Source organism: Acidiplasma sp. MBA-1 (assembly GCF_000949015.1).
Classification (GTDB): domain Archaea; phylum Thermoplasmatota; class Thermoplasmata; order Thermoplasmatales; family Thermoplasmataceae; genus Acidiplasma; species Acidiplasma aeolicum.
The window spans coordinates 556,456-571,089 of the sequence record NZ_JYHS01000001.1 but is presented as its reverse complement, the minus strand read 5'-3'; the positions used below and the strand labels follow the sequence as shown (position 1 = coordinate 571,089).

Below are 14,634 nucleotides of genomic sequence, written 5' to 3'. Positions count from 1 at the left end.
TGCCATGCTATAGCATGGAAGATGATATGAACATACATAATAGCAAAATGCTTGGAGGTCATTTAAGATGGACCGTCATACTTTTTGCCTTTGGAATAATAACATTTGATTATATTGATAGGGGGATAGTATCAACAGCCCTGCCAATACTTACATCTGAATTTAATTTAAATCCTTATTTTCAGGCTCTGGTGGGGGATGGCTTTACCTATGGCTATTTAATTATGAATCCTGTGGTGGGCTATTTTCTGGATAGATTTGGTGCAAAGAAAGTATTTGCGTATTCCGGCACAGGCTGGGGAATTGTGCAGTTAACTGCTGCAGGTGCCTTTTCCGGAATATATCTTGTTATTAATAGAATTCTTCTAGGCATAGGTGAGGCTGTTGGTTTTCCCGGAATAACAAAAATAACCGCTGAATGGATGACAAAAAGTGAAAAGGCGCGAAGTGGCACAATTGGTGATTCTGGTGTTAATGCAGGTGTGGTTCTGGGAACGCTATTACTTCTTGCACTGACGTATGTGGTGAATAATAATCTGGCTTGGAGGCTGGCATTTATAATCAGTGGCGGGTTAACAATATTTTTAATACTTTTACTTGCATATTTTCTCTATGATTCTCCAGAAAAGGATCCAAGAATTAGCAGGGAAGAATTAAATTATATAATAAAGAACCGGGATGATATAAAGGAGCAGAAAAAACTTCCGGTACGGTCATGGCTGGTTACCAGAGATTACTGGGGAACAATGATGGGACTTGGAGCTCAGGCAGGGATATTTTTTGGCCTTTTAACCTGGCTTCCACTGTATCTTTTTTATGCCAGGCATCAATCATTAAATTTAACCCTTGGTTACACAGCATTAGTATGGGGAATGGGATTTATTGGAGAAATAATTGGTGGTTTTATTGTTGATTATTTGAACAGATCATACGGTCCAAACAGGGGAATGAAGGTGGGATTTTCTGTCAGTTCACTGGGTGTTACATTTGGAATACTTGCCACAATATATGCAACAAGTGCATTTGAGGCTGTCTTAATTCTGGCCATTACATTCTTCCTTTTAAGATGGTCAGGCATACAGTGGGCGGTTAGCTCCTTCATTGTTCCAAGGGCCTATGCAGGCCAGTGGGGTGGACATATAGGATTTTGGGAAACACTCTGGGGAATAATTATTCCACTGGTTTTTGGTGCAACTGTTGCAGTTACAAAGGCATATACAGAGGGCATGTTTATATTTGTTTTCATAGGTATTATCTACTTTTTGGGTGCGGTGGTTGTGACAAGATATAAAAAATTAAAATCTTACAATGTTGATTGAATTCCCATAAAGGAAAATAGAACAATCATAATTAATTCGGCAAATTCACATATCAATCAAATGGGAAGCCACTGAGCTTAATATATATGAATTTTTAAAATTTTTATTGGTAAATTTTTTTTTACTTTCTAGATTATATACCAATATTAAATTACAAATTTATGGTTAAAACAATAGAATTGAGAGTTTATGGAATGACGTGTGATGACTGTGTGCTTCATGTTAAAACAGGCCTTTTAGGTGCAAGCGGTGTCAAAGACGCGGAGGTTTCCTTAAAGGATGGCATGGCACTGGTGCATGCTGATGATACAGTAAAGCCAGAAACACTCCTAAGCCTTGATGTTTTCAGAGGGAAGTATAAGGCACAGTTGAGAAGTGTTAAGAATGAATGAATACGATCTTGCAATTATAGGCTGGGGTGCTGCAGGATTTGCAGCGGCCATCAAGGCAAGCGAACTAACAAATAACGAGATGAAAATAGCCCTGATCGGCCATGGAAATCTTGGCGGTACATGTGTTAATGTTGGGTGTGTTCCCTCAAAATATTTAATAGAGGCATCAAAAGTTTATAAAAACCTTAAAAATCCATTATATGCAGGTATATCAGGTGATGGAAGCCTTAATTTTAGGGAATTTATGGAATCTCTAAGAAATTTTGTTTCAGATGAGAGAACAATAAAATACGAAAATGTTATAAAAAATTTTAAAAATGTGGACCTAATCAACGGGAGTGCGTATTTTAAGAATAATAATACAGTTTATGTAAATGATACTGAAATAAGGGCAACAAATTTTATTATTGCCACTGGGTCAAGGCCTTTAATACCTGATATCATGGGGCTCAATAATAATTATTATACAAGTGATAATATCTGGACAATTAAAGATCTTCCGGAAAAGATTGCAATACTGGGGAGTGGTGAGGTTGCCATAGAACTGGCCTATGCATTTTCAAGTTTTGGATCTGAGGTTCATATTTTTAATAGGTCCAATAGAATTTTAAAGAACTTTGATGATGATATAACATCAGAATTAATAAAGAGTTTAAAGGAAAATCATATAAATTTTCACCTTGGAAGTAAAATTTTTAAGATTAATGATTCCGGTTCCGGCGAAACATCCATACAAACAGAGGATGGAATTTATAAGGGTTTCTCACATATACTGGTTGCCACGGGAAGAATTCCAAATATAGACTCACTCAATCTTGATAAAGCAGGCATAATGTATAAAAATGGCATAATCGTTGATAATCATCTTAAAACGACAAATGATATTGTATATGCCGCCGGCGATTGTGTGGATCAGCCAATTAAACTGGAAACACTGGCAGGCAAGCAGGGTGTTACTGCAGTAAATAATATCCTGGGCGGAAGCGAAAGCATTGACCTGCACGAGGTTCCATGGGCTGTTTTCTGTGAACCCAATGTTGCCTCAATAGGATACACCGAGAAGGAATTAAGAGATAAAAATATAAAATACAGCACCCGAATAATAGGGCTAAAAAACGTTGTTAAGGCAAATATATTAAAAAACAATAGTGGTCTGGCAAAGATTATTGCAGATGATGAAAATAAAATACTTGGCATTCATGTGCTTGCACCCAATGCTGCGGAGTTTATCATAGAAGGAGTTTACATTATAAAAAATAAACTAACATATAATGACCTTATAAATTCCATGCACATATTTCCAACGGTATCTGAATCCATTAAAATATGCGGACAGTCATTTATAAGGGATGTATCCAAAATGAGCTGCTGCATGGATTAATACAGTATCAAATTCTGAATACCATATTATTTAAGTTTTTTAATTATTATATCATAATAATATTTTTTATAATATAAAGTAGATTGTATTTTGTCCAAACATTTATTTTAATTTTAGCAAACTTTTTATAATTATAGATATTTATTATACTATGGAAAGTAATTTACCTTTTAATGAAAAACACAGCATAAACATGGTACATTATTTTGAGACCTATAAAAAATCCCTTGAGAATCCGGATGAATTCTGGAATGAACATGCATCCATAATAGACTGGTTCTCACCATACACAAAGGTTCTTGATGATTCAAAAAAGCCATTCTACAGATGGTTTATAAATGGAAAGACGAATATGTCATATAACTGCCTTGACAGGCATATAAACACGTATAAAAGGAACAAGGTTGCATTTATCTGGGTATCAGAATCGGGGAATGAAAAGGTTGTAACATACTATGGATTATACAAGAGGGTAAATGCATTTGCCAGGGCATTATTAAACCTTGGAATAAAGAGGGGTGATAATGTTACAATATATCTGCCAATGATTTTAGAGGCACCGGTTGCAATGCTTGCATGTGCAAGAATCGGTGCGGTGTTCAATGTTGTATTCTCAGGCTTTGGAGAGGAGGCACTTGCACAGAGGATAAATGATTCAAGATCAAAAACAGTAATAACAGCAGATGGTGCATACAGAAAGGGCAAATTAATAGATTTAAAGAGTATAGTGGACCGTGCTGCTGATTTAAGCACCGGCATAGACAATGTAATAGTTGTAAGGAATGCAAATAATAAAATAAGCATGGTCAGTGACCGTGATTATTACTATGATGAAATTCTGGAGGATTCATATGTTGAACCCGAAAGGATGGATTCAAATGACCCATTATTTATTCTATACACATCGGGAACAACAGGAAAGCCAAAGGGCATAGTGCATGGCAATGGCGGATATCCTGTGTGGGTTGCAAACACACTTAAATGGGCATTTGATCCAAAGGAAGAAGACAGATACTGGTGCACAGCAGACTTTGGATGGATAACTGGCCATAGTTTTGCGGTGTTCGGGCCCTTAATACTTGGATTAACATCAATAATATACGAGGGTGCAATAGATTATCCAAAACCTGATAGAATGTGGGAAATCATAGAAAGGTATGGTGTAAACATACTATACACATCACCAACGGCAATAAGGTTATTAATGAAATATGGTGAAAAATATCCGGAATCACATGATTTATCATCGCTAAAATATCTGGGCACAGCAGGGGAGCCAATAAACCCTGCGGCATGGCACTGGTACTATGAGGTAATAGGCAAGAATCGGTGCCCAATAATAGACACATACTGGCAGACTGAAACTGCAGGACCTGTTCTGTCACCATCCATATATCTTGGGCTTCCAGACCTTAAACCAGGTTCTGCAACATTTCCAATGCCGGGCATAGAACCTGATGTGCTGGATGAAAATGGAAAGAGGGTCAGGGATGGTGAAAAGGGATATATGGTAATAAAAAGGCCATGGCCAGGCATGATGCTTACAGTAAATGGTGATGAGAATAAATATAGAACCAACTACTTCCCGTTTAATGATGAGATTTATAAAATGGGAGATTATGCCATAAGGGATTCAGATGGATATTATTGGCTGCTTGGAAGGAGTGATGAGGTATTAAAGGTCTCAGGGCACAGGATAGGTACAATAGAGATAGAGGATGAGCTTGTATCCATGAAAGAGATAGCAGAGGCTGCAGTATTTGGAAAGCCTGATACTGTGAAGGGTGATGCAATAATAGCATTTGTTACATTAAAGGACGGCTATGAAAAATCCTCGGAGTTAATAGAGAAAATAAAGAGGAAGGTTAGAAATGACCTTGGCCCAATAATGGTTCCGGAGGAGATACACATAGTGAATTCACTTCCAAAGACAAGGTCAGGAAAGATAATGAGGAGGCTTATAAGGTCCGTTTATCTTGGTGAAGAATATGGGGATACAAGCACCCTGGAAAATGAGGCCTCATTAAATGATATTAAGAGCATAAAGATCAGATGATTATTCAAATATTAAATAACCACCAGAATTTCTCCATACCATATGTTTTCTTTCTGGAAGCACTGTTTTATTGGAAAGACCAAAAACAAAGGATTCATACTCGCCTCCCTCACCAGCTATATTTATTCCATATTTTTTGTGCAAATCCTTTAAATGCTCTAAATATTCATTATTAATTTCCTTGCCCAGATCATTTTGTGTGAAACCCTCGGCTGATACTGAAACAATCATTGCCCTTATATTCCTTAATAAAAGTTCATTTATTACCATTTCCTGATCAAGGCGCCATAAGGGCGAGTATACTATAACATTATTTTTATAACAATTTTTTTCAATTCTTGTTTTTTGGTAATCAGATGCAATTGCCCCTGTAACGAGTGCCAAATTCTCAAGGCTACCAAGATAATCCTCAAACTCTTCCTCCCTAATGTATTTTATTTTAATTCCAAGAAGGGATGCAGCATGCCGTGAATTCTCTGCATTTGGATAATGAAACATCATTGAATATTCCTCCGGTATTATTGTAATTCCATACTCTATTTCATATCCCTGTTCAAGGGCAATCATTGCTGAAAGGAAGGAGTCCTTGCCTCCTGAAAATAGTGAAACTGATCTCATAAAGGCTGATTATATTCATGCTGATAATATTATTGTTAATATTAAAAAGCAAGAAAAACAATTAGTAAGCAAAAAAGTATTAATATTAAGATAAAATTTAAAGGTGTGAGGCTGTGAGGTTCATATATATTTATTTAATTTTAACAATTCTTGCGATTCTATCATTTATTTATTATGTTTTAAATGTTTATTATGCTGAGAAATACAGACCTGAGATAAGCAATAAAAAGCCTGATATTTCTGAGGCAACCATATTAATTCCGGTTTATAATGAGGATGAAAATATTTTTAGAAATGTCTTAAGGAGTGTTAAATCACAGGGAGTAAAATTTGTTGTTGTCGGTGATGCGTGCAATGAACCATATAAATCCATAACAGAGGAATACGGAGGTAAGTTCATTCTTCTGGAACAGCACGGTGGAAAAAGAGCCGCCATGGTGGAGGGAATCAAACATATAAATACAAAATATGTTATGTTTCTTGACAGTGATACAGAACTGCCAGATAATGCAGTGTATGATGTTCTTAAATATTTTAATAAGAATGTTGGTGGCGTTAGTGTTAATATCAGGATTAGAAATAATGGAAATAAAATATCATATGCATCAGAATTTATAGAAAGAACCAGGGAGATAGTATTCAGGGCAATGTCATACCATGGAAGCATAATGATAGCGGTGGGCAACTGTGCTACATATAAAACAGGTATAATCAAACCGTTTTTGCTATCAGATGAATTCAAAAATAAGCATGTGATGGGCAGAAAAACCGTTCTGGGTGATGATATTCAGATAACCAGTTACCTTATTAAAAATGGCTATAAGGTTGTTAAGGATTACAACGTTACAGTAGAGACATCAGCTCAGGATAATTTTAAAAAATTTATTCATCAGCAAATCAGGTGGGCAAAAAATGGATGGTACTACTTTTTTAAAAATCTTTCCAACGGTACAACAAAAAAGGCCGGGTGGTTCTATGCATTTAATGTGCTTTATTTATACATAGTGCCGGTGGCCGGTTTCCTCTTATTGCTTTACAGGCTTTATTTTATGACCATACATTTTGGATACTATGATTCATTAACCCTGCACAGGTTTTTAAGGCACATTATGTTCCAGATACTTCCACTGGAGCTGACACATAAAATTAGAAATCCAGCGGTGATATTTTATGCTCTTAACAAACTCTTTATAGATTTTCTTGGAATAGCCGGTAACTCTATATTTGTTATGGCTGTAATGGCAAGGGTACCAAAGGAAAGGCTTAGAACAATATCATATGGTGCTCTTGGAATCCTGATAATGTTCTTTGCGAATCTTTATGGACTTTTAACATTCTGGAAGCAATCAAAATGGGCAACAAGATAAAATGATATCCCCTAAGGGCATAAATTACATCCAGTTCAGGTCCACTCTTTTTTATGTAAATTAATATATCATAAACTTTATGTTTTCATCCCCCTTATGGAGGGGACTTCACACCTTAAAATTAAAATTTATTCAAAATTCAAAATCAACATTAACCTTTATAATATCACCATCTTTTAGTGACAGGGCCTGCCTCAAATATTTATCAGAAATTACCTCAATAATATCTGTGTAAACGCTCCTTTCAGGAAATATGAGATAGCATTTTATCCCATCAATATGTGCATTAAAGCATTTTACACCACCAAAGGTCCTCTCACGATCCTTAAATCCGGATATAATAATTCCATCGGCACCACGCACCTGCCTCAAAATATTTTCATATTCCGGATTTATTTTTATGTTTAATGTGCCTGGAAATGGCTCCATTTTTAATTTTTCCTTAAACTGATCCATGTAACCTTTCTTGGATATATAGTATTTCCCCTCTCCAAGGCCATTTTGTACCGTACCCTCCATTTCAAATGATTGATTGATCTTTAATATTGAATAAAGTTCATTTAATTCTCTGTAAAGTAAATCAAGTGCCTTTTCCTGTATTATTATCTTTTGCCTTCTATTTTCCATTGTTCTGTCTATATATTTCTCCTTTATTAATTCAAGAATTATTCTTGATGCCGTTTGCTGGCTAACGCCCATCTTCCTTGCCAGCTCTGATGATGAAATATATGCAATATTTTTGCTACCTGCAAGATTTTTTAATTCTTTTATTGCTGAATATAAGGTTTCGTTCATGCAGGTTAATATTTTTTAAGTATAATAGTATTGTTTATTATAATTAAATAAAAAAGCATACTGATTCCAACATTAGGATGTTAAGTTTCTGTGCGGTTTATTATAAATAATTTTAGACCTTATTTAATTTTATACAATGAATAATTTTGAGTTAAAGGAAAATTTACGATATTTAATTAAATATTATTTTAATCGTAATAAGATTTGAATAAAATGATTAATTAAATTTTTTTTGCATTTTCATTAATAAAAATCAACAAAAAAATCATGATTTTATGCATATAATTCTTATTTCCTAAAAGCAATATTTTTAATATTCCGCGGGATAACGGTTTATGGGGCTTAAAATAATTGTTTCCATAAAGCAGGTCCCGGATGCAGATGATTTAAGAATTGATCCGGTGACAAACAACCTGATAAGGGAGGGTGTTCCAGCCATTATTAATCCCCCTGACCTCCATGCAATAGAGGAGGCTATAAGGTTAAAGGAAAAATATGGTGGTACGGTAACAATAGTTTCAATGGGGCCGCCCAGAGGAGACATTTCAATTAAGGAGGCAATAGCCATGGGTGCAGATGATGCCTATCTTGTAACAGATGCTGCCATGGCAGGGTCTGATACATGGGCAACATCCTATACAGTAGCACAGGCCATAAAAAAGCTTGGTGGTGCAGATGTAATTCTTTTTGGCAGAAGGGCAGTTGATGGTGAAACCCAGCAGGTTGGCCCGCAGACCGCCGTCTGGCTTAATGTTCCGGCTGTGGCCTATACAGATAAAATTATTGAAATAGACCAGAAAAATAAAAAGGCAGTATTACAGAGAACCACGGAATTCAACACAGAAATACTTGAGGTTCCCATACCGTTTGTTGCCACCATATCTGAGATTTCAAATACGCCAAGGGAGCCGACACTTGAGGGTTTAATAAAGGCCAAAAATTACAATGTATCAAGGCTGTCCAAAACAGATATAAACGCGGATCCCAAGCACATTGGGCTGGCAGCATCACCAACAAAGGTTATCAGGGTAAGGCCCCCACCAAAGATGAGAAATCCAGAAATTATTAAAAATGAGGATATTAATAAAACCGTTGACTGGATTATTTCAAAAATTAAAATAGCGGCCACCGGGATGAAATCATCCGGTGAGGATTATGTTAAGCCCAAGCCTGTTGCAAAGGCCACCGGTAAAATCTGGGTTTACATGGATCATACAAATGGTGACATTAATAAAACCTCACTTGAGATTCTTGGAGCAGCCAGAAGGGTGGCTGATCTAATGGACACACAGCTTGGGGCGGCGGTAATAGGTGACGATGCAGAGAATATTGTGGACATGGCATTTAAGTATGGTGCTGATGAGGCCTTTTACTGTGAAACCCCTGGTGTTGAATATTACGATAATGATGTTTACACAAGGGCTCTTGAAACACTGATAAAAAAATACATGCCAGATGCCATATTCTTTCCGGGTACATCAAATGCAAGGGAGCTGGCATCCACCACCGCAATAAAGGTTGATACCGGTTTAATAGCCGACTGCATTATATTTGATGTTGACGAAAAGGGCCAGCTGCTGTCAACAAGGCCAGACTTTGGTGGAAAGGAAACCTCCACAATTATCTGCCCCAATAACAAACCTGTAATGGTAACAACAAGGTCCGGAGTTTTTTCTGCATTAAAGGAGCGCGATTACAGGGGAAAAGTTCAAACGGAAACATTAACGGATACATCAACAAGATTCAAAATAAAGGATTTTAAGAGCATAGAGTATAATAATCCACTGCTTGGTTCAAAAATAGTTGTTGGCGTTGGCAGGGGAATTGTTAATAAGGAAAACATTAAACTGGCCGAGGATCTGGCAGACAAACTCCACGCAGTTGTTGGTGTTAGCAAGCCCCTGGCAGATGCTGGCTGGTATCCAAAGGATCATCAGGTGGGCCAGACAGGTACAACAATAAGGCCTGATCTCTACATAGCCCTTGGAATATCAGGGGCAATACAGCATCTTGTTGGAATTCAGGGGTCAAAAAAAATACTTGCAATTAACACAGATGAAACTGCTCCTATATTTGATAACTGTGATTACGGCGTGGTTGGAGATATATTCCAGATAGTGCCAGAACTGATTAAAAAAATTGGTGATATAAATGCTTAATTATGATGTTGTTGTTGTTGGCTGCGGCCCTGCTGGGTCAGCTGCTGCATTAAGGGCTGCAAAGGCAGGTAAAAAGGTGCTGGCAATTGAGAGGGGCCCGGAACCAGGTTCAAAAAATGTATCCGGTGCAATGATAAGGAAGGACTATGTTTCTTCTGTATTTGGTGATGGCCTTCCATTTGAAAGGGAGGTTCAGAGAATAAAACTATCATTATATAATGGTGATAGTCCTGTGGATATTGAGTTTTCTCCGGAAAATTTGGTTACAACGGGGAGGCTAAAATTTGATAAATGGCTTTCATCTGTTGCTGAAAATGCCGGGGCCATGGTTATAAGCAAAACAACCGGGCTTGAATTAAAATGGGAGAATGGAACTGCAAAATCACTTGTTACAGACCGCGGTGAGGTTACAGCAGATGCCTTTGTGCTTGCTGAGGGCGTAAATTCATTGCTTTCAATGAAATCAGGCATAAAAAAGGATTTTACCCCTGATACTGCGGTACAGGCCGTAAAGGAGGTTTATGCAGTGAAAAAGGAGGATATAAATTCAATGTTCAATCTTCCTGATGAATCTAAGGGACTTGCATGGAGATTTGTCATGACAGACCCGCTTATAGCAGGATTCCTATATACCTATAAGGACAGTGTTGCGGTTGGAATTGGATCACCAATAAAAGAGCTTGTTTCAAGAAAAATGAGGCCAGAAAAAGTACTTGATGATTTTCTGGATAAAACCGGACTTGCAAAAAAATTTGAGGGCTATTCATTAAGAGAATATTCTGCGAAAGTCATACCTGAGGGCGGTTTTCCATCAATGAATCCAGGAAAGGGAAATGTGTATTTATGTGGTGATGCCCTTGGACTTGTGGACCCACTTACATTCGATGGCATAAGCCCTGCAATAGCCTCAGGAACACTTGCAGGGGATGCTGCAGCGTCTGGATTATCCCAGGACATATACCATTATAATCTGGTTAAGGACCCGGAGATATCAAAAATAGTAAAGGAAAGGCCACTGGAAGGGCGCATGCTTGGAACTGATGCTGCATCAGGATACATTAATATGCTGTCTTCGGCATTAAACAGCTGGGCTTCCGGGGATCTTCTTGGCATAGGAAAAATAATATCCTCAAATTTCAGAAACGTTATGCCAGACCTTATAGAATTTATGACGAAAATGAGGTGATAAAATGAGAACGGAGGAAAAACTGTACACATTAAGGTATAAGAAGGATGAAAAGCCACACCTTTCCATAAGGGATTCCGGACTGTGCCTTGAATGTGAAAAGGAAAATGGAAATCCACAGCCATGTATATTAATATGCCCCGCAGGTGTGTATACATGGGAGGATAAAAAAATAGTTGTTGGTTATGAAAACTGTGTGGAATGCGGTGCCTGCAGGATAGCCTGCCCATACGATAATATTAACTGGGAATATCCCAGATTTGGCAGGGGTATTGCATTAAGATATGCATAGATTTATTTTTTTATTTTTAAATTTTAAGATGTAAAAATTATTTCTTTACAACCTTTTATGCGTTTAATAATATCATTTTATAATAAAAATTGCATCGTTCCATTGCCGAGTTTTATGAGAGTTTTAAAAAATTTAATAATTCTATTAAGTATTATAATCAAAATACATTAATTTAATTCATCATAATTCTCCATAATATATGAATCCACGGCCCTTCTTCCACTGATCATTGCAGATCTTATATCATACTGGTTTTTATCAAATATATTTATATTGTATGAATCCTGTTTAATGAATTTAATTCCATGCCTTTCTGCAAGTTTGATGTAAAATTCCCTTCTTGACCTTTCGAGGATTTCCAGTGATTCTGGATTGATAATTACTGTATTTTTTTTCGAAATTTCCAGTGCATCATCAAAGTATCTGTATATATTTGTGTTAATTGAAACATCCCCCATATTTTTAATATCAGGATAAACCTTATCAGGAGAACAGTCTATTCCTGATGTTCCCCTTGATTTTTCTACTGTTATCCCGCGCCTATCAAGTTCATTTAAATAATAATCCACAAGTGCCTTAAATTCAGTTCTTTTATGTGGTTCTAAAATATCGTTAATCTGCCCACCGGGGACATTTTCCTCATAAATCACTGGTTTTAATCCAAGTGAAAGTGCATAAAGTGCGGCCTCCAAACCTTTTATACCCGCACCATCTATTTCTATTTCTCCAATTAATTTTTTGTTCCTTCTTATGGTGCTGTACAGCTCAAGGCCTGTATCAATGTTGACAGTGCAGCGTACCTCGTTAAGACCTAACCTCCTGCAGTCCTGATTGCACCTGATGCATGGCCTTGGATTGTGACCGTGCAATAATTTATACGGAAAGTATGGATCAGCCAGGGCCTCACGGCCGGTTGCTACAAAATCTGCCTTCTTCAATATTTCGTTCGCATCGGCAGCATTTATTACAGAACCAACCAGAATGGTTGTTTTATCCGGTCTCCTTGGAAGCCTTGCATAAATATGATTATGTTCATAATAGAATGGTGCAGACGATGCTGGGGGTGCGAATCTGCCAGCAGAGTAATGAATATAATCAATTTTCCTTATTGATTCACCCACCTTTAAACCGTAATCGGGACCGTAGCCATCAGGGTCATTTTCATACAGGCTCAGTCTTATTCCTAATGGTATATCATAATAATTCTTTATATTTTCAGTCATTTCGTTAATTATCCTAAGCCGGTTTTCCAATGAACCACCGTATTTATCATCCCTTTTATTAAGGGCAGGGGATATGAATTCCTCAAGCAAATAACCATGGGCCCCATGAAGCTCTATCCCATCAAATCCTGATTTGTATGCTATGTCTGCTGCCCTGTAGAATTTTTCCTGAACATTAATTATATCCTCAATACTCATGGTCTGAGGCACATTCCCCATATAATCCATGGCTGTCGGTGCAAATATTTTTTTGGTATTAAGGCCCTGTAAGGCCTTGGCACCTGAATGAACAAGCTGAACAAAAATTCTGGAATCGTATTTATGCATTCTCTCGGTTAACCTGAAAAATTTTGGAGTCTGTGAGTAAGAAAACATCCCTAGCTGGTTTGGCGATCCCTTACCATTTAGTTCATCCACATATGTATATTCAGTAATTATTAATCCATAACCACCACGTGCACGTTCTTCCAGATATGCTATGTGATCCTCATTTGTATTGCCATCTGGAGAGGCCAGATTGGAGATCATTGGCGCCATGACAAGCCTGTTTTTAATTTCCAAATTACCTATGGTTCCGGTGCTAAAAACATCCATGTTTTTGTATATTCGTATTCATTTAAAAGTGTTTATTATATGAAAATAATAACATCATGTTTTATATTAAAAGTTTGAAAAACAAAATTAAAAATTAATTTATGCATTATCTATATATAATATTTTAATAAAAATAATTTTATAAAAAAGTTATTTCTGATTAAATAGATAACTGTCTTATATGATAATATCACAAAATTATTTAAAGTTTATATGTGAACATTTGCCTAACATTATACTTTTCTTTATTTATGCAATTTGGAATTATGGCAATAATAAAGGCAGAAAAGGTAAGCAAAAAAGTAGTTATAGTTGGAAACCTGAACAGACAAAAGATAGTTAATTCCCTCCTTGAGAACCCAGTAAAAATATCAGAATTTGCGGGTTACACTGCATACACAGGCAAATATGGCAATGAGGATATTACCACAGTCTTTCATGGAATAGGAATTCCATCATTAACACTGGTAACAGACGATTTAATATCTCTTGGTGCCAGAGAGATAGTAAGATTCGGATCAGCCACAGCAGTATCAGACAGCATGGAACCGGGCACTGTGGTTCTTCCCATTGGATATTCTTATAACCCTGGAGGCACATTTAAACAGTATCTGAATTCTGACTTTTCAATGGCCCTTACACCAGACTTTGAATTTCTTGCCTCTGAAAGGGAAAAATTGAATAACGCTAATATTAAAACTGAAATAGGAAATGTATTTACAAGTGATGCATTATTTGCCCACACACCAGAGTTTATTAAAAAATTGTCAGAAACTGGTCACATTGCAGTTGAACTTGAAGGTGCCGGACTTTACTTTATTTCAAGGCTTAAAAATGTAAGGGCACTATCAGTGCATTTAATTTACTCCAATGCAGTAACCGGGAAATCAATGGAACAAAACAATATTAATGAATCAGAAAATAAAATAGCCAAAACTATACTGAACCTTCTCACAGGAAAAAATTAATTTTTTATAATTTTTAGGAAATTACATTAGGTTGTTTAAACATACGTCAGCTCACTATATGCATTATTTTCCTACCTTGGACCCCACTCATTTTATTTTTCATTACAACTCAGTGGTATGCAATTATTATTTTCAACATATAAAAGACATAAGAGGAGAGAATCATGAAATTATAAATATAAATTTAAATTCAATGGACAAATTAAAAAATTATATTCAATAAATATCTTGAAATAAAAAATGATAGGAATTTATTAATATCAATATATAATGAAGATTACAAG

General features: G+C 36.4%; 12 protein-coding genes. 9 read left to right on the top strand and 3 right to left on the bottom strand.

Annotated features, from left to right (window positions below):
- The first annotated feature begins 14 nt into the window (after positions 1-14).
- The 4 genes from TZ01_RS02870 to acs all read left to right on the top strand — a co-directional run bounded on the left by TZ01_RS02870 (position 15) and on the right by acs (position 5,148).
- The gene (locus tag TZ01_RS02870; protein WP_231563402.1) at positions 15-1,319 is read left to right on the top strand and encodes an MFS transporter; all 1,305 of its coding nucleotides are present in this window, start codon (positions 15-17) and stop codon (positions 1,317-1,319) included.
- Between the two features lie 161 nt (positions 1,320-1,480).
- Positions 1,481-1,711, top strand: coding sequence for a cation transporter (locus TZ01_RS02865; RefSeq protein ID WP_048101262.1), 231 nt, complete (start codon positions 1,481-1,483; stop codon positions 1,709-1,711).
- Positions 1,704-3,092, top strand: coding sequence for a mercury(II) reductase (gene merA / locus TZ01_RS02860; RefSeq protein ID WP_048101261.1), 1,389 nt, complete (start codon positions 1,704-1,706; stop codon positions 3,090-3,092). Before TZ01_RS02865 ends, merA begins: the two co-directional genes overlap by 8 nt.
- A gap of 151 nt (positions 3,093-3,243) precedes the next feature.
- Positions 3,244-5,148, top strand: coding sequence for an acetate--CoA ligase (gene acs, locus TZ01_RS02855; protein ID WP_048101260.1), 1,905 nt, complete (start codon positions 3,244-3,246; stop codon positions 5,146-5,148).
- On the opposite strand, the gene TZ01_RS02850 is transcribed toward acs, so the two are convergent.
- Positions 5,149-5,766 carry a diphthine--ammonia ligase gene (locus tag TZ01_RS02850; RefSeq protein WP_048101259.1) on the bottom strand — a complete coding sequence of 206 codons (618 nt, stop codon included), beginning with the start codon at positions 5,764-5,766 and terminating at the stop codon, positions 5,149-5,151.
- A 113-nt stretch (positions 5,767-5,879) separates the two neighbouring features.
- Here TZ01_RS02850 and TZ01_RS02845 point away from each other — a divergent pair, with 113 nt between their 5' ends.
- On the top strand, positions 5,880-7,133 hold the full coding sequence (locus TZ01_RS02845) for a glycosyltransferase family 2 protein (protein ID WP_048101258.1): 1,254 nt from the start codon (positions 5,880-5,882) through the stop codon (positions 7,131-7,133).
- A 132-nt stretch (positions 7,134-7,265) separates the two neighbouring features.
- Here the strand turns inward: TZ01_RS02845 and TZ01_RS02840 are convergent, their stop codons facing one another.
- Entirely contained in the window at positions 7,266-7,928 is a 663-nt protein-coding gene (locus tag TZ01_RS02840) for a winged helix-turn-helix domain-containing protein/riboflavin kinase (protein WP_048101257.1), read from the bottom strand.
- A 335-nt stretch (positions 7,929-8,263) separates the two neighbouring features.
- Here TZ01_RS02840 and TZ01_RS02835 point away from each other — a divergent pair, with 335 nt between their 5' ends.
- The 3 genes from TZ01_RS02835 to TZ01_RS02825 are packed head-to-tail and all read left to right on the top strand — an operon-like array spanning position 8,264 to position 11,565.
- A complete protein-coding gene (locus tag TZ01_RS02835; RefSeq protein ID WP_048101256.1) occupies positions 8,264-10,087 on the top strand; it encodes an FAD-binding protein in 1,824 nt (607 codons plus the stop codon).
- Positions 10,080-11,273: an NAD(P)/FAD-dependent oxidoreductase gene (locus TZ01_RS02830; protein ID WP_048101255.1), complete on the top strand. Its 1,194-nt coding sequence runs from the start codon at positions 10,080-10,082 to the stop codon at positions 11,271-11,273. Before TZ01_RS02835 ends, TZ01_RS02830 begins: the two co-directional genes overlap by 8 nt.
- Before the next feature lie 4 nt (positions 11,274-11,277).
- Positions 11,278-11,565, top strand: a complete 288-nt coding sequence (locus TZ01_RS02825; RefSeq protein ID WP_048101254.1) for a ferredoxin family protein — start codon at positions 11,278-11,280, stop codon at positions 11,563-11,565.
- Positions 11,566-11,732: 167 nt separating this feature from the next.
- Here the strand turns inward: TZ01_RS02825 and TZ01_RS02820 are convergent, their stop codons facing one another.
- A complete protein-coding gene (locus TZ01_RS02820) occupies positions 11,733-13,382 on the bottom strand; it encodes an NADH:flavin oxidoreductase (RefSeq protein ID WP_048101253.1) in 1,650 nt (549 codons plus the stop codon).
- 266 nt (positions 13,383-13,648) lie between these two features.
- On the opposite strand from TZ01_RS02820, the gene TZ01_RS02815 reads away from it, so the two are divergent.
- Positions 13,649-14,350 carry a purine-nucleoside phosphorylase gene (locus TZ01_RS02815; RefSeq protein WP_048101377.1) on the top strand — a complete coding sequence of 234 codons (702 nt, stop codon included), beginning with the start codon at positions 13,649-13,651 and terminating at the stop codon, positions 14,348-14,350.
- Positions 14,351-14,634: the final 284 nt, after the last annotated feature.

Bases quoted from the DNA above. Each gene is read 5' to 3' on its own strand.
- TZ01_RS02870 (WP_231563402.1), top strand. From the start codon at position 15: ATGGAAGATGATATGAACATACATAATAGCAAAATGCTTGGAGGTCAT.
- TZ01_RS02865 (WP_048101262.1), top strand. From the start codon at position 1,481: ATGGTTAAAACAATAGAATTGAGAGTTTATGGAATGACGTGTGATGAC.
- merA (WP_048101261.1), top strand. From the start codon at position 1,704: ATGAATGAATACGATCTTGCAATTATAGGCTGGGGTGCTGCAGGATTT.
- acs (WP_048101260.1), top strand. From the start codon at position 3,244: ATGGAAAGTAATTTACCTTTTAATGAAAAACACAGCATAAACATGGTA.
- TZ01_RS02850 (WP_048101259.1), bottom strand. From the start codon at position 5,766: ATGAGATCAGTTTCACTATTTTCAGGAGGCAAGGACTCCTTCCTTTCA.
- TZ01_RS02840 (WP_048101257.1), bottom strand. From the start codon at position 7,928: ATGAACGAAACCTTATATTCAGCAATAAAAGAATTAAAAAATCTTGCA.
- TZ01_RS02835 (WP_048101256.1), top strand. From the start codon at position 8,264: ATGGGGCTTAAAATAATTGTTTCCATAAAGCAGGTCCCGGATGCAGAT.
- TZ01_RS02830 (WP_048101255.1), top strand. From the start codon at position 10,080: ATGCTTAATTATGATGTTGTTGTTGTTGGCTGCGGCCCTGCTGGGTCA.
- TZ01_RS02825 (WP_048101254.1), top strand. From the start codon at position 11,278: ATGAGAACGGAGGAAAAACTGTACACATTAAGGTATAAGAAGGATGAA.
- TZ01_RS02820 (WP_048101253.1), bottom strand. From the start codon at position 13,382: ATGGATGTTTTTAGCACCGGAACCATAGGTAATTTGGAAATTAAAAAC.
- TZ01_RS02815 (WP_048101377.1), top strand. From the start codon at position 13,649: ATGGCAATAATAAAGGCAGAAAAGGTAAGCAAAAAAGTAGTTATAGTT.